Origin of the sequence: Dialister succinatiphilus YIT 11850, from assembly GCF_000242435.1 — a bacterium.
Classification (GTDB): domain Bacteria; phylum Bacillota; class Negativicutes; order Veillonellales; family Dialisteraceae; genus Dialister; species Dialister succinatiphilus.
This window is the reverse complement of sequence record NZ_JH591188.1, coordinates 37,246-54,193: the sequence shown is the minus strand read 5'-3', so window position 1 is coordinate 54,193 and position 16,948 is coordinate 37,246. Positions and strand designations below refer to the sequence as shown.

Here is a 16,948-nt window from a genome sequence, read left to right as displayed (position 1 = left end):
CGACGACGGCGAGCAGAACCATGTGTCGAAGAGGACGTACTGCGCGGGGATTCCTGTCGCCTTGACCTCCTGCAACAAATTGAGGACGACGGCTGGCGCTTCCATCTGCGCGAGCTTGCGCTGCTTTCCGCCGTTGCTTCTTGCATCGACGGATGCGCTGGCCTCATTGAGCCGGTTCTTTTCCTTCGAGGTTGAAAGAAGGCAGAACGTGAGTGGCAGGAACGTGTTCCCGTCCGTCCAGCCGAGGACGAGCAAGCGGAAGCCCTTCGTATAGCGGCGGCTCACATGGTCGTAGACGTTCGCCAAGAGTTCCACGCGCTTGGAACGCGAGCGGCTGAAGAGCGAATCGTCGACGACGATGGCACAACGCCGGCCGGCATCCGTCAGCGGCTTGATGGTTTCGTTGATGATCCGCGCCGCAAGAAGCAGCGTGAACTTGCGCCAGTTCGTGTGGCAGGAGTTCAAGAAGCGGTAAGCCGTGTCCTTGCCGAACGGCAGCGAATCCTCGTGAAGTCGGCGCTGCATATAGAGCGAGCGGTTCTCGAAGATGATGCTTACGAGCACGAGGAAAACGAGAATGGAGGAAAATCCTTTGAGCTTGCAAGCGTTGGCCGCGCGCAGAATCTGGCCGACATGATAACGACGGAAGAACGCCGAAGTTTTCTTCGAGATGGATTCCATCTGCTGGGTGGTTTGTGATATACTTTTCATAGCATGAGCCTCCGGTGCTTGGTATGTTTTTGAGCCAACATAATTATACCAAACTGGCAAGACTCATGCTATTTTTCTGTTTACAAAGCCTGGACTTTCAAGGGGTGCAGGGGATTTTTACCTGCGAAGTTTGAGTTAGATTATTTCTATATTTGTAAAAAAAATTCAAGTCATAAAATGAATGTTTAAAAACCAAGAGAAGGACAACACTAATGACCCAAAAATTATTATATAAATTAATTGCCCAAGAAACTCTACATAAATTAGAAAAGTACTGCCTCTTAATCGGCCTTTTTTTTATTCCTATTACGAATGGATTTTCTAGCAGGGTCCATTTCTTAGATGACCCCTTTCACTTTTTTATATATCTTGGTATCTATTTAATCATTTTCGAATCTATCAGATACAGAGTTTCTATATCACGAATGGCCATGATTTTTATCATAGTTTTTACCATATGGCAGATCATATGCCTCATTTTAGGATTATATGCTTTTCCGTACTTTGATGAAATGAATCCAAATCAATTTTCCAACCTACAATCCACAATAAATAAATGGAATAATTGGGGAATTCCTTTGAATACAATTGATGCCGAAAATTTAGCATTCTTAACTAAAGGAATAAAGACGATCATAATTAAAAGCAATCGATTATTTTATATTGCATTTTATATTTATCATTTATATAAGAATGATTTTAAAAAAGGGTTTCAGGATTTTCGATTCGTTATATTACTTATATCTATTATAATGGGGCTATATTCAGTCATTGAACTGGCTTGGTTAAAATTTAATTCTCCTTCAGCACAAGCCATACTAACGTTTTTAAATTCCTTTTTACTTGATCCAGGTATCGCATACGGATGGTGGCCACCTCTTCTCTGGCCCCATCAACTGAGAAGTATTTTTCGCGAACCCTCCTATTTTGGTATTGCCAGCCTCTTCATTCTTCCATTTCTGTGGAGCTACATAATAGAGAAAAAACATGTCGTTCTTTCTGGATTTTTTATCACCTATTTTACATTGATGATTTTTGCCACAAATTCAAGAACTGCTGTTATTCTGACATTCATTGCATGTTTCCTTTTATTATTTTCTATTGCATTTGTCCGCCAAAAAGAATTCACCAAATCAGTTCTTTTAATTGAGGTTTTTACCGTTTATGCATTTGGATTTAACCTTATTCAATTTCATAGCATTTCCCAGTCCACAATAATTTCTGCTATTTCTCCTAACTTTTTCATTATTATTTTTTCTCTTTTCATACTGTTTCTCACTATTCAGTTAAGCCAAAAAGTTCAGAAAAAGCCTCCGATGAAATACGTATTGGTAAGTATTATCATATTAAGCGTCAGCTCCGCCTGCCTATTCGGAATAAAAAACTCCGACATTAAGATATCAGCCCTTTACACTACAGGACTAAAAATTTCTACTCAAATCCAATCTTATATCAAAGAAAATGTTTTAAGCGTGAATGGATTGGGACAGCGTTCTAACGGAGCACGTTATGCTATTTTTTATGCACAATGTAATACTACTAAAGAACATCCAATAGTCGGTGTAGGAAATGGACTGACTTCAGCATATACTTATCACCATCTTCCCACATATTCCATAAATAATCCTGAAGTAATCGGATGGAATAAAGTGCTTTTAGAAAAGGGATTCTATCACTCCAGCTATCCGGCTGTAAACAAATATACTTTATTAGCTGCAGAGAATGGATTAACTGGACTTTTAATATATCTTTTGCCTTTTATATATTTTTTCGTCATATTATTCACTACAGCCAAAAGCAGGCTACTGGTAAAAATACACCCGCAGCTTGTCTTATTAGCAATCAGTCTTTTCTGTCTTCTTGCTGCTGGACTAAGTAGTGCCAAATTTAGCGAATTGACCGGCATCTTACTAGGCTTATTGTTCTGTGCATTACATGTCAGCAGAAATAACCAAAATTAAGCGTAATCAGCAAAGCTCCTTTTTTATTAAGACAAAACCAACGTTCACTTGCTACGAATAAACTATGGCAAATTTATAAATGTCAAGTTAGCTGAAGATAATCATCAACTGACTTGACATTCTAAGAACTAATTTTCGCAGATTACAGACTTTTATTGTATCTTTTACCAGCCCTTCTCTGAAAATAAATTTCCAATAATGATTATTTCTCACTATCATAGCCTCTTATGTACACATTCAAGTGCACTTTTAATAACATCATCCATATCATAATACTTATATTCTGCCAAACGCCCACCAAATATAACATTTTGTTCCTGTCTACCAAGGATAGCATACTGTTGATACAATCTTTGGTTCTGTTCACTATTGACTGGATAATACGCTTCTTCTCCGCGTTTCCATTCTGCCGGATATTCACGTGTAATATATGTAACCGGCTGAGTGCCAGATTCAAAATGTTTATGCTCGATTATACGTGTATAAGGCACATCCCGTTCCGTATAATTAACAACGGCTACTCCTTGATGATTTACTTCTTCCAATCGCTCCGTCTCGAAATGAAGACCTCTGTACTCAAGCTGTCCCAGTTTATAGTCAAAGTATTCATCAATGGAACCTGTATAAACAATAGTTTTCGCAACATTTCGGTACAATGCCCTTTCCTTAAGATAATCAACGCCTGTGCGTACTTCAACTCCTGCAAGTAGAGCCTCAATCAGCTTATTATATCCTCCAATTGGGATTCCTTGATAGCGATCATTAAAATAATTATTGTCAAAAGTATATCGTACCGGTAGCCGCTTAATGATAAAAGCAGGCAATTCCGAGCAGCTTCTGCCCCACTGCTTTTCTGTATACCCTTTAATGAGCTTCATATAAATATCCGTACCGACAAGAGAAATAGCCTGTTCCTCAAGGTTCTTTGGAGTTCCTGTAATAGACCTGCGTTGCACTGCAATGATAGCCTCTGCTTGAGCCGGTGTCACTATGTCCCAAAGCTCGCGAAAAGTATTCATATTGAATGGTAAATTATAAAGATGCCCCTGATAGTATGCAACAGGGGAATTGATAAAATTATTAAATTTTACAAACTGATTTACATAGTTCCAAATATCTTCATAGCTTGTATGAAAAATATGTGCGCCATATTTATGAATATGAATTCCGTCTTTTGTCTCACAGTAAACATTGCCTCCAACATGATCCCGACGTTCCAATACTAAGACAGTTTTTCCTGCCTGCATGGCTTCATGAGCAAAAACAGCGCCAAAAAGGCCACTGCCGACAACCAAATAGTCATACATAGAGTCTCTCATTGCTTTCCCCTTTCGATTGCCTGATTTGTTACATATCTACACTACTAGTGTATTTTCTACAAGTTTCGAATCACCACAAACAAATAAATGTTATCAAAGACTGATAAACGCAAAGAATTATGAATCATTTACTCAGCATTCATTATTAGCCAACTACAAGCACATCTGAGAAAAATACCTCTTCGTATTAACCCATAGGCTTCGTTTCTTTTCCTCCAAAAATACTACGGGAACATTTTTTATTTTTAAATCTTGTTGATTAATCCATACGTTGAAAAGCCTCTCGGCAAGAAACCCGTAAACTCTTGACTGATGAGCATCATATGAAGAAATATCAATTGTTTGCTCCAAAGTGAAAAGAATATCAAATATCCAGGAACAATAATTATCAAAATAGCATTTTTTCATTGCAAACATATTATAATAATATATCTCGCTCTGATGAAAGAAACTATTAACAGTATCTTCATAATCAGGGTATTTCTCAATAATGATCTTGATCGCTTCGTCTAAATCGCGAACGTTATGACTCTTAGCGTATTGTTCTTTTACCGTTTTATCCCTTATGCGATGTTTTGGAGGAAGGATGATGTCATAATTTTTAAAAATATCGACATAATCTTCCTGCTTCAAAATGAGTCTCTTCATTTTTTCCGGGGAAGTATAGATTCCATTATGTGCAAAATAACGTCGATAATGACATAAGCCGATATAATCGCAAGAAAGATTTTTCCAAGCCCAATACAAACCAGTAAGTTCACAAAAATAAGGATTTTTATTAGAAATATTATCCCCACTATCATCTTTAGTAATTCCTAAACCATTTTTACCCTCCGCCCCCACTTGAAGAGGAAAATAAACCGGATCATCAGGTAACCAGTATTTTTTATGCGCTGCTATAAGTATTTTGATATCCATTACTGTACTCCTCCATAACTACTTAGATTTCGGCAGAAATTAATCATTTCTCTTTCCAAAACTGTTTCCGACTCACCAAAGAATCAAGAGATTGTCTCCATACATACCACATTTTCTTTGACCTTTAATTTAGTGTAAATCTATATGCCTTTTCACATATCTGAACACACTGCATCAGATATCGGCCTCATCAAGCCATCTAAGCCTTCTACAAAGCTTTTAGCTGTATCATCTATAGCCCCTTTTCACATTCTAAATTCATGTGTTTTTGCCTTCAGAAATTTTAAGTCTCATTCACCGGAATGCTACAGTCATCGCCTTTGATAATCCCCATGGAAGCCATTCGTTCGGACTGGCAATAGAAAAATATATTCCTTTGTCTTTATGCATTGCTAATTTTTGTATTTTCACCATTAAAAATATTCCTTTTCCCATATGATAACTATGAATGAGGTCTTTCAACTGCTTTGCATAGGAGGAATCCTTCTCCCCTCAAAACGCTTAATTTCATTTAGTACACTTATCGGCCAGAATTAAGAATGATTTCAAGAGCAGCTTTTGATTTTTTCTGAAATATTGCCTACGCAAGGAATAAGGTGTATCTTTTTCTCCCAATCAAGTTTCTCCATGGATTCTTCAATTCTGATGAAATATGGCATCTCTGTCGCCCTTTTTAAAGATCAAAGAGCCTACATAACCCTACTCTTACTTACAACTTCTTTTTCTTTCAGAGAAAGAAGTTGCATTGTTTTTTTAGAATCACTCCGGAACCAGATCACCAACAGCAGTGTACATTCTGTATCCGTAATCACAATTTTATAGGAAGTGCGGAACATGAAATGACAATCTCAGCAATATATTTCACTTAAGTTTCGGAGCATGCTGATATCCTTTAAAGAGGGCATGAATTCCCTACGCTTTCACCAGACTGAAACCGGCAAAATTCACGATTCAACTGTAAACAGCTTGAAATTTCCAGAAACAAGCTTTCTCGTTTCTAAGAAAAGCATTATACGGTCTGACCCTTTATTTATTAGAAAATAAAGCAATTCTTCTACTCCATCCCGATAAAGAGATAAAGAATCATTCTCCCATGCGCTCTCTTCACCAGTACGCTAAATAGGTAGCAGATAATCTTTCCCGCCCCCACATTCCTTCATAGAGATTTCCAAAATAAGGAGCGAAAATTCTCATATCGTACACCTTTTAACGGCTTTATGAATAAGCTCTTCCCATAAATCCCATGTTTTTTCCGGACTGTAAAATTTCATAGCATCCCTTGCGCTGTGACCCATATGCAGCCTTAATGTCTGATCATGCATCAAGAGAGCCAGGCGTTTTGCAGCTTCATTAACATCTTCCACTAAAAAGCCATTAATGCCATCCTGAATCAGCACTGCTGAAGACGGGCAATCCTTCCATGCCACCACAGGGAGACCTGACGCCATTGCTTCAGCCAACGCATTAGGAAATCCTTCAAATGCACTAGGAAAAGCGAAAATATCAGAACTTTCATACACTTCCTGAATATTCTGTGTTTCTCCGCAAATTTTAACTTTTTCAGCAATATTTAATCCATTTATTTCATTTTGGACGTCATCTACATAAGAAGAATGTTCCTTCACATCTCCCCAAAATTCCAGCGTCCAATCAGGAAAGTCTTTGCTCACTAAAGCAAAGGCTTCCAATAATAAATTCTGCCTTTTTTGTTTTTTGTCAAATCTAGCTACATTGATAATCTTAAAAGAATTCTTATGGGTAATACCTCTGTTAATTTCCAGAACCTGCTTCACAGGATTGGGAATTACCATCATGGGAACAGCGCCGCATCTTGCCTCAATCTGTTCTCTAAAAAAAGGCATTTGTATCTGCAGCATAGCGCTATTTTTTATAGCTTCAATTTCTGCCTGCGGTGCTACATCTAATATATATCGAGGTTCTATGCGAAACAGAGTGATAATAGGAGTACAAACTCCCGCCCCAAAAAGATATCCACTCATATCCGGACCGAATGAAAGAATAGCATCCGGCTTGAAGCACTCAATAACTTTTTTAATGCCAGGCTCAATAATTTTAGCTTTGCAACGTTCATTCCATGCTCTAGCCTTCTTTCGACTAATTAAGCGTAAGATTTCCCGAATTGACTTATCAGAACGTGATAGTTGATTGCCAATTTTCCCACTCATAATCCCAGAAAGGCTTAAAAATGAGTTAACCTTTACATCTTTATTTAACTTAAAAAAGGATGCAGAATCAGAAATATCCCCATAACATATATGTATAGTATGACCTCTTGCTGATAATCCATTCGCCAAAGTGATACATGCTCGTTGCATTCCGCCACTTGTTGAGATATCTCCCGCAAAAGAAATAAGAATTTTCATAAAATCACAAACCCCTTTGCTATACATAAAAGCATTTCAGGACTCAGTATAATTTCAAATTATATTCCTACGATTCAATGAATATCTCTGTCTATCCGCTCTTGTCCGTGCTTTGTAAGAGCTGTCCCTGCCGTTAACTCATAAGACGTACTAAATAAATCATATTTACTTTCATACTGATTATTTTCAGCAGCAATCATTCCGGAAATCGTATCATATAACAGGTCATTTGTGAAAACCTTTTTTTTGTTTCTTTTTAGGTTTTCCACTTTTTTCTCATACGCCTGCATATAGTCTGGTGATAAATAAAAGAAAATCGGGATACGAACCATATCATAAGTAAACTTACCTGCGCCATGGCTGTATACCATATCTTCGCCGTGATCAGAAGAATAGACAAGAGCCTGAAGGTTCAAATTCTGCTGTGCATACTCAAAAATTTCTTTCATGACTTGATCTGTATATAAAACAGTGCTGTCATATTCATTTGTCCGTTCAGGGTTCCCTTCTATTTGAATTCCCTCAAAATCTGCAGGCACTCTTTCTGCATAGCGAAGGTGACTGCCTCCCAAATGAATAATAATGAAATGATTTCCCTCTTTAGGCACATTCTTTAAAAGGTTAAGCAATTCCATATCGTCGCCCATAGGGTGATTTGTCCATACATGATGATCAGTCCAGGATGCCACTAAGCCGGCAGCTGTTGTGCCATCACCCATTTTGGATTGATTGCTGAGCCACCAGGTATCATAACCGGCAGCCTTAGCAACATCCACAATATTAAAAGCCGTTTCCAAATTCTGATGATTGTATTGGTTTACACCGGTAAGAGCCATCTCCAAAGAAGGTGTAGTTTGAGGATAGTTTGCATATCCATTAGCAAGAAGAATAAAATTCCTGTTTTGGGACTCCCGACTAAGCCAAGGCGTGGTCTCTGCCGGATAGGAAGGATTGAAAGCAGACATGTGATCCCTATTTTCACTTTCTCCAATGATAAAAATTACCGTGCCGGGGAGCTGCTTCGGCAATGTTTGATTTGTGCCATGGAGGAGCTCAAGTTTCTTTACGGCTTCTCCATGCTCTTTTTGGGCTCTTTGTACTACGCTAACATAACTTTTGGCCATACGATATTCATTGTATGGATAGCTTTTGCCTCCCCAATAGCATATCAAATAGCCACAGACTAAAACAATGACAGCGCACAATAATTTTCTTTTTTGATTATCATTTACCGCATTGGATTTCTTTGCCTTTGTATGCGTACTCAGTTTTATCAGATATGCAAACATTCCTGCAAAAGAAACTGTTAAAATAACCCCTAATAAAAGTGGCAAAAGGCCAATCTGACCTTCGATGAACTGTCTTGCTTCGCTTGCGTTCGTCTGTATTATAGCCAGCATATCTGCTGCCACAAAAGGAGTATGATAGACGCAAAAATATCCTATATAAATTAACGTATTCAAAAACAATAGAGTAGCAAGGAATGTTGCTAAAAAATTAAATAGATAGCCCAACTTCCGGCTTGCCTGTCCTAAATACAGAAAAACAGTTATAAGGGATGCAGCTGAAACAGCAATCAAAAAATAGGGAGCGGCAAAATCAAAATCGGTAATCCACCCTTTACGACCAATGCTGATAATTGTTGGGTAAACCAAAGCATACATAAATAGAACCATGTAAGCAGGACGCCACAGTTTTTCTTTTAAACTGCATTGAGTCATTACGGAAACCGCCCAAAGTATTACAATGGCTTCTAATCCTTTACGCAGACTATGCCACTGCAGCCCCCTTTCGTAACCAATCCATGAATAGACAGCAAAAAAGCCTGCCACTAAAAGAATCGGTAGCATAACCATTTCAATCCATTTTCTATAATTATTTCTTATAATTTTTCCCATTTACAATTAATCGCTCCTTGCTACTGAAAAAAGCATGAACACTCTCTCCCAACACATAGTTACCGCTTGATTCAAAGTTAATTTGTAATCTTTTTCCCTAAATCATATTCCGTGCTGTAGTAACTGTTAGAAATATGATAAATTCCGCATAGTGTGCCATATAGCAAATCATTGGTGAAAACACAATATGCATGATTCTTCAATTCATGTATCATTTCCGGATATAAACTACTCATAAGCTGAAGATAAATAATGGAACAGTACGGAATCACATCTGCAGGATGGGTATCCAAGAACTTCTGAATTTGCAAGCCATGTTGTTTTCCTTTGAATTCCACATTTACTGCCTGGGCAGAAAGCTGTTTAAAAGGTCGAACCAGTTCACGCATAATGCAAAGCAGCGAGAGAGTTTGTCGGAGACCACCTTTTCCTATTTTCCAAAGTATATAATTCTGTTATAACTTTTCATCTTCATCAAAAGGAAAACGGGGATTTCCTTCTTTATCATCCTAATACAGGGATTATAACTTCATGTCTTCTCTCCATCAGATTATTTGCCAGATTGCAGGTAACCTTCTCTACGTCACCAGCCATATTCACATATTAGGTCCCCCAATGAACCATGATGATTTTCATGAAATCCCTCTCCTGGCCATTCAATCAGATAAACCAGTATCTTCTGCTATGCGAATTTTTCCATATTTCGTCACAGCCATATCTTTCCGGAGCCCATAATCAGCGCTAGTAATATCATATTCTTTATCATATTCATTATTCGGAGCTGCAAAGATGCCACAAACCATGTCATAGACCAAATCATTGGTAAATATACGATTCTCATTTACTCTTAGATTGTTAGCCACAGCGGAATGGTTATTTTTATATTCCGATGACAGATAAACGAAACAGGGGGAATGTATCATATCCCACGTAAATATTCCATCTCCATGGAAACGAACCATATCTTCTCCATGATCCCCAAAGTACACCATGGCTTCTAGATTTAGATTATCCTTTGCATACTGATATATATTCTTCAGCACTTCATCTGTATATTTAATGCTGGAATCATAATCATCGACTTTTTCCGAATTCCCATCCACATGAATTCTGTCAAAATCAGGTGGTATCCGATCCCGATACCGATCGTGACTTCCTTCCAGATGAATCACAATGAAATTGCTCTCTGTTGTTGGAACTGTCTTAAGATAATCCATAACCTTCATATCATCCCCGCCAGGATGAGTGGTAGTGAAGCTCTTTTTCGATGAACCAGAAACAAGAGCTAATGTCATATTTCCTGGTGATGGAGCCTGATTGCTGATAAAGTAACTATTATAACCAACTTTATTCGCCACATCCGTAATCGTTATCATATCATTCCTATCTACTCCATTATACTGGTTAAGATTTGTCAGCGCCATGGAAAGGGATTTCTCGGTCAGCGGATAACAGGAATATGTATTTTTTAGAAGATAAAAATCAGCGTTATCTTTTTGGGAAGAAAGCCATGGAGTTGTTTCAGCCGGATAGGCCAGATTAAATGCCTTCATATGGTTCCGATTTGCACTTTCGCCAATGACAACTATGATCGTTCCCTGCATTTTATCTGGTGCGTTCCCTATGAAATGGAACTTTTCCATATTTTCATCATGTTTAGCCATAGCTGCCTTTGCTCTTATCAGGTACTTGTGAGCTACATGATAGGGCCAGGCCGGGAAGATCCGGGGAATCCAGTGGGCTATGGTCACCAGCGCTGCCATGGTCAGTACAGCAATAATAATCTTTCTTATCAGCGCAGGAGATGTAACTCCCCTGATTTCATCCATTCTGCTTCCCTTGACAATGAGCCAGCCGATAAAAATCATATAGACCGCAAACAGTGCCAGTACCACTGCCAAGGAACCAAAGCCCAAGTGGGACTGGAGGAATTCCATGGCCTCCTTCGAATTGGTAAGGAGCACGGAAATCATGTCCGTAGAAGTAAATCCGGCGCCAAAAATTTTGTAATAGGTCATGTAGACAAAGACGCTGAGCGATAAATATCCAATCAGCAAAAAGTTGAAAATCCTAAGTAATAGCCTGATTTTCTGACAGAGGGAACCTATATATTCCATCAAAAACGTGAGCACTAAAACGGGCATAAGGGTAAGCACATCATTGTTGAGTGCCTCTACCCGGATGCCCCAGTTCCCACCGGATTTTGCCTGGATGTAAGAGAACGCGCCAAGCCAAAGATAAAAAATAACCAAGCCCGGCCTCCAGGAAGGATGAAAGAGGCTCCGTCCCGTTACCAACTGGGCGGCAAATACAAAAATCACGCCTGCCAACGCATTGCGTAGTCCATGATTCCAGTTGCCCAGATCTGTCACACCTACCGCTGGATACCATACATATAAAATGGCCATGGAAATCACGGCCAGCATAAAATATTTTCCTATTTCTTTTACCTTCATAACTCTCTCCCATCTCATAATGCATCTGTTAGCAGGGATACGCCAACCCTTATCCCCATAAGGAGTCTTATATTAAACAGCGTTTTCCCTTATCCCTTTTATTATATATGTATTCTACTAATAAGCAAGATAATTCCTGCAATGATACATATTAGTTTTCCACCTCAAAGCCGCAGAACATCTGCGATCTGCCGGCCTTTCATAAGGTTGCCCAATCAATGCATTTCCCAGCTCTTTGTCCCAATTATTTTAATTCAGCATTCTAACGTTACTTCACGTTACCTTTTACGTTAAAAATTGACCGTCAATAAAATCAGGCATTTTTACACCACGTTAAAACACCTGAATTTATCGTATTTATTTTTTAACTCGTCTTTAACTCAAAATGTTGAGTAAAAAAAAATTAACTTCACTTTTTAATTGAGCTAAAATGGCAGATTTGAGATTGCAGGGCTGCTCTGCGGCCCGGATTCATAAGTCTCAAAGGATGGCGGCGCCTTTGCCTCAGTATGCAGGGGCTGTGAAAAATATGCAGGGGCTGTGAAAAATATACAGGGGCTGTGAAAAAAATGATGGAGTCCCTTTCAGATGGTTAAACGATCAGACAGCAGATGCCCCATCCTTCATTGACAGGGAGCGAATTGACACAGCTGCTCTCCCCGTTTTCTTTTCATTTCCACGAGAGCGCTGCAGGGTGGAGAAATCTCACTCCGACGTGAGGAGGCTCCATGGTGATGGGAGATCTCTCGACTCAGAGTCTTCATAGAGCCCAGAACCATTTCTCCTGATACCGACAGGCAGCTCCGCTCGAGATGACAATGAGGACGAGCTGCTTGCTGTCATTTGCAAAAATAGTGGCATAAAAAAGGGCTGTGAAGAAATGTTAATCATTTCATTTCTTCACAGCCCCTGACCATTCGGCATGTGCTTTTTACCACCTGTCGCGAGCAGCGCAGAGTGGGAAGATGTCTCGATTTCGCTTCCGCCCCCCAAAATGACGGGGGTGAAGTCCCACTCCTGACATCTGACATCTAATCGTCTGCCAATCTGTCATCTCCCTCAAATCTCAAATCTCTTTCCTCAAATCTCTCTTTTCCCCACGTCAAAAACTCCTGAATCATCCCAATGCCGCTGCACGGTTGGGCTCAGGCCTTCTGCTTCGATGAATCGGCCAGGAGCAGCCGCCGAAGCGGAATATCTGTGTCGTCAAGGAAGAACAGGTATAGTCATATTTGCCACCGTCATGTCTGACAGGTCTTTCTTCAGGAGTTTTTATGGGGTATTCCATTGTCGGTGCACCGGGAGCGGCAGAACTCACTTGTGATGGCTTCGGTTCTTCTGTCCCCGTTTCCATGGAATGCGCGCTTCCGGGAAATGAAAGAATGTCGCCAGGCCTTCCCGCCTCTCTGTTCATATAGTCCAAAGGAATGAAAGCCGGTATCAGCAGGAGACCGGGGAATGGGGAATGGGAAATGGGCCTGGGGGCTGGGGCTGGGGACTCGAAGACAGGGATACGTCAGACGGTCAGGCTTCAGAGAGGCGTATCACAGAATGTCTTTCCTAACAATAGAGACAGAGCTATATGGAGCGGGGGATTTTTTAATTTACCTTCCGACCCTCGAAATGACGAGGTGCGTAGTCCCGCTCCTGTCATCTGATATCTACCGTCTGAGTGTCTGCCCTCTGAGCTCAAATCTCTAATTTCAAAAAGCGGCCCCTCTGGCAGGGTGCCGCTTTTTGTATCAGATATGATAGTAGGTCTTGTACCATTCCGCAAATTTCCGGAGGCCTTCGCGAAGGGTAGTGGCAGGGCGATAGCCGTAGTCTTTTTCCAGGGCTTCGGTATCCGCATAGGTGACGGGAACGTCGCCGGCCTGCATGGGCACCAGTTTCTTGTGGGCTTCGAAGTCGTAGTCTTTGGAAAGAACGCCGGCGCGAATGAGTTCCTGCTGCAGGATGTCTACGAATTGGAGCAGATTTTCCGGCCGTCCGCCGCCGATGTTATATACAGCATAGGGCGGAATGGGAAGGCCGTCTTCGCCGTTTTTCTTTTCCGGTGCCCCCTGCATGACGCGGATGATGCCTTCCACAATGTCATCGATGTAGGTGAAGTCCCTTTCGCAGTGGCCGTAGTTGAAAATCTGTATGGTCTTTCCGGCCCGCAGCTTGTCGGTAAACCCGAAGTAAGCCATATCCGGCCGTCCGGCAGGGCCATAGACGGTGAAGAAGCGGAGGCCTGTGGAGGGGATGTTGTAGAGTTTGGCGTAGCAGTGAGCCAGAAGTTCGTCTGATTTCTTGGTAGCCGCATAGAGGGAGACGGGATGATCCACTTTATCTTCGGTGCTGAAGGGAACTTTGGTGTTGCCGCCGTAGACGGAAGAGGAGGAGGCGTATACCAGGTGTTCTACGCCTTTGGCTCCGCCGTCATAGGAGTGGCGGCAGGCTTCCAGAATATTGTAGAAGCCGATGAGATTGGATTCGATGTATACATCGGGGTTGGTGATGGAGTAGCGTACACCGGCCTGAGCAGCCAGGTTCACTACGATGTCCGGATGCCATGTGCTGAAGATGTCTGTAATGCAGTCTTTATCTGCCAGATTGCCACGGATGAAATGGTATTCACTTCCTTCTGCCAGGGCAGCCTCTTTTTCCAGTTCCTGCAGGCGGTATTCCTTCAGGGATACATCATAGTAGTCATTCATGTTATCAATGCCGATGATGCGGATATTCTTCACTGTAAGGAGCCGCTTCACCAGATTGGCTCCGATAAATCCGGCAGAGCCGGTAACAAATACGGTTTTTCCTTCTAATGTAATCGGTGTTTTCATATGTTTCTCCTTTATGCAGATGACAAGTAGATTAAATTCTCTTTGCAGCTCCCAAAACCTTACGCTTTGGATCCCAGATATTTCAGATACAGGGAAATCATGTCTCCGTATTTTCCCTGCATACGGGCGGTACGGGCAGCCTGGTGGAGGTTTTTGTGTCCTTTGGGCGGCACCAGGGGTACGTCTTTCCAGGGGGACTTCTTCTGGATGTCGGCGTATTCCTGCACCACTGGCCATGCCTGCACCCAGCTGTGCCAGGGTTTGGCGTGGCCGGCGAAGTGGATAATGACCTGGCGATGATAGTCCTCATTCACCGGCTGTTTTTTGAAAAGGGACTGGCGGTCCAGGTTGTAGAGGTAGTTGTATTTCTTTTCAATGAAGAGGCATTTGCCGTCCAGCATTTCATTATGGATGTCTTGGTCATGGTGGGAGAGGCGGTTTCCTACCCGCTTCACATTTTCCTCTGCCCGGCGAACGATATCATCGAAGAGGCCTTCTTCCATCCACTGTTTCACGTTGATGAGCATCATGCCTGCATTGAAATAACGCTTCGTGTGAACCCGTTTCATCTGCAGTTCTTCTTTGCGGTCTGATACCACCGCCACATCATGTCCCTTGAAATCCAGATTTCTTAAATAGTCCAGAGAGCCGCGGCACATCATGTCTCCGTCCAGATAAAGAACCCGGTCTGTCACAGGAGCCACTGTGGGAGCCACCAGGAAACGATAGAAAAAGGCAGCCACGCCGTCAGAGAGAAGAAGGGGCTTGAAGGCGCTGTCGTCAATAAGATGCACTTCCAAAGGGCTCTGCATAATCTGCGCCGCCTTCTCCAGTTTTCCCTTTTCTTCGTCTGTCAGGTGATTCACAAAGAAATGGTAGCAGATGGGCATGTCCCCATTGTGGGCATGGACCGTAAGGGCCACCATGCCCATGTGGGGGATATAGTCTTCCGTCCCGGTGAGGGCGATGTGGAAATCTTCTTTTTCTGCCTTTCTGCCCAGATGAATGGTGTCTGTAACAGCATGGGAAAGAACGTTGCTCATGAATGTCTCCTTGTATTTCATGGAAATCGATTTTTGTAATATCAGAATCGGTTATATTTTATCATATTATAATGGCTTCTGTGTTCCATCTGCTATAATAAAGGCAGGTTTATCTCAAATTCATGAACGGCAGGGAGCAGAATATGAATCTTTTACTGGCAGATCTTCACAAATTCGTAGGCTACAGCGGCGGTATCGAGCATGTGCTGTCCCGCATGGCTTTTGCTATGAAAGAAAAAGGCTACCATGTGTCGGTGGTCATGGCAGATGAGAAGGAAGGATCTTCTTTTTACCCCTTCCCCGAGGACTGCCATTTTTACAATCTTTTCCATATGGCCGGCCTGAAACCCGTCCGCATGAGTTCTTTGGGGAAAGGGCTTCGGGAAATCACCCGCCTTTTCAGCAAGGCCGGCGCCAGGGAGCGGAATTACAGAATGCTTTCCGCTGCAGAGCCCCAGCTGGAGAGGGTGCTGGCGCTGGAGAAGCCGGATGTAATCATTTCATTCCGGGAGCCCACTGGCCGTCTGCTGCTGGAGGGGCTGGACACGAAGGTGCCGGTGATTTCCATGCTTCATAATGATCCCGATGAAATCTTCGCCCATGCGCCGTCAGGGGAAATGAGGGCTCTGGAAAAAAGCGCCCGTATCCAGGCTCTCATGCCTTCTTTCATAGAGAAGGCAGAAAAGTATCTCCGCTATGACCGCTTCGTGTACATTCCCAACGCCGTATCCATTCCTGCCATCTCCGCCCAGCCCGGATCTGCCCGCAAAGTCCACACCATCACCAATGTGGGCCGCATTACCGGCCGCACCAAGAGACAGCACCTGCTGGTGGAGGCTTTTGGCCTTCTGGCAAAGGATTTCCCTGACTGGCAGGTCAACCTCTGGGGCGATACCTATGACAAAACCTATGTCACCACCCTGAAGGGCATCATCAAAAAGCAGGGACTGGAAGGCCGGGTCCATCTTCGGGGCACCACAAGGGACATGGCTTCCGTGTGGAAGGAAACGGATATTTTTGCCTTCCCCAGTCACCATGAAGGCTTTCCCCTGGCCCTTACCGAAGCCATGGGCGTAGGCATACCGGCCGTGGGATACAGGAGCTGTCCGGCAGTGAATGAGCTCATCCATGACGGCGAGGACGGGTACCTCACCGACGACGGCGCCGCCCCCTTTGCAGAGGCTCTCCGAAAACTCATGGAAGATGCGGATCGAAGGACGGCCTTCGGAAAAAGGGCGAAGGAACATATGAAGCCCTTCGCTCCGGAAGTGGTGTGGGATGAGTGGGATCAGCTGATCAGAGAAGTCTTGAGGTCCGGGGACTAGTGGCCCTCCGCCTTTGAACACACCTGCGGTGTGAGGGTTCAGAAGGTTCAGAGGGGAAGGTTCTTAAGATGGATGGGCCTTCGGCCCAAGGGTTCTTAGGTTTGA

General features: G+C 42.4%; 12 protein-coding genes. 2 read left to right on the top strand and 10 right to left on the bottom strand.

Annotated elements, in window-relative coordinates:
* Positions 1-711, bottom strand: a 711-nt coding sequence (locus tag HMPREF9453_RS05630; RefSeq protein ID WP_008859596.1) for an IS4 family transposase, incomplete at its 3' end; no start/stop codon positions are given.
* Positions 712-1,289: 578 nt separating this feature from the next.
* Here HMPREF9453_RS05630 and HMPREF9453_RS05625 point away from each other — a divergent pair.
* Positions 1,290-2,672, top strand: a complete 1,383-nt coding sequence (locus HMPREF9453_RS05625; RefSeq protein ID WP_148363720.1) for a hypothetical protein — start codon at positions 1,290-1,292, stop codon at positions 2,670-2,672.
* 215 nt (positions 2,673-2,887) lie between these two features.
* Here the strand turns inward: HMPREF9453_RS05625 and glf are convergent, their stop codons facing one another.
* From glf to HMPREF9453_RS05580, 9 genes are all read right to left on the bottom strand, one after another.
* Positions 2,888-3,979: a UDP-galactopyranose mutase gene (gene glf, locus HMPREF9453_RS05620; RefSeq protein WP_008859594.1), complete on the bottom strand. Its 1,092-nt coding sequence runs from the start codon at positions 3,977-3,979 to the stop codon at positions 2,888-2,890.
* 165 nt (positions 3,980-4,144) lie between these two features.
* Positions 4,145-4,909 (bottom strand): DUF4422 domain-containing protein, encoded by a 765-nt coding sequence (locus HMPREF9453_RS05615; RefSeq protein ID WP_008859593.1) that lies wholly within the window; start codon positions 4,907-4,909, stop codon positions 4,145-4,147.
* A gap of 294 nt (positions 4,910-5,203) precedes the next feature.
* Entirely contained in the window at positions 5,204-5,371 is a 168-nt protein-coding gene (locus HMPREF9453_RS12085) for a hypothetical protein (protein WP_222859642.1), read from the bottom strand.
* A gap of 728 nt (positions 5,372-6,099) precedes the next feature.
* Complete coding sequence (locus HMPREF9453_RS05610; RefSeq protein ID WP_040380042.1) at positions 6,100-7,293, bottom strand: glycosyltransferase; 1,194 nt, start codon at positions 7,291-7,293, stop codon at positions 6,100-6,102.
* Positions 7,294-7,367: 74 nt separating this feature from the next.
* Positions 7,368-9,191 carry a phosphoethanolamine transferase gene (locus HMPREF9453_RS05605; protein ID WP_008859591.1) on the bottom strand — a complete coding sequence of 608 codons (1,824 nt, stop codon included), beginning with the start codon at positions 9,189-9,191 and terminating at the stop codon, positions 7,368-7,370.
* A gap of 77 nt (positions 9,192-9,268) precedes the next feature.
* Entirely contained in the window at positions 9,269-9,580 is a 312-nt protein-coding gene (locus tag HMPREF9453_RS12080; RefSeq protein WP_008859590.1) for a hypothetical protein, read from the bottom strand.
* Between the two features lie 267 nt (positions 9,581-9,847).
* Positions 9,848-11,647, bottom strand: a complete 1,800-nt coding sequence (locus HMPREF9453_RS05595; RefSeq protein WP_008859589.1) for a phosphoethanolamine transferase — start codon at positions 11,645-11,647, stop codon at positions 9,848-9,850.
* Positions 11,648-13,389: 1,742 nt separating this feature from the next.
* A complete protein-coding gene (locus tag HMPREF9453_RS05585; protein ID WP_008859588.1) occupies positions 13,390-14,475 on the bottom strand; it encodes an NAD-dependent epimerase/dehydratase family protein in 1,086 nt (361 codons plus the stop codon).
* A 59-nt stretch (positions 14,476-14,534) separates the two neighbouring features.
* Positions 14,535-15,518 (bottom strand): glycosyltransferase family 8 protein, encoded by a 984-nt coding sequence (locus HMPREF9453_RS05580; protein ID WP_008859587.1) that lies wholly within the window; start codon positions 15,516-15,518, stop codon positions 14,535-14,537.
* Between the two features lie 143 nt (positions 15,519-15,661).
* On the opposite strand from HMPREF9453_RS05580, the gene HMPREF9453_RS05575 reads away from it, so the two are divergent.
* Complete coding sequence (locus tag HMPREF9453_RS05575) at positions 15,662-16,843, top strand: glycosyltransferase (protein WP_008859586.1); 1,182 nt, start codon at positions 15,662-15,664, stop codon at positions 16,841-16,843.
* Positions 16,844-16,948: the final 105 nt, after the last annotated feature.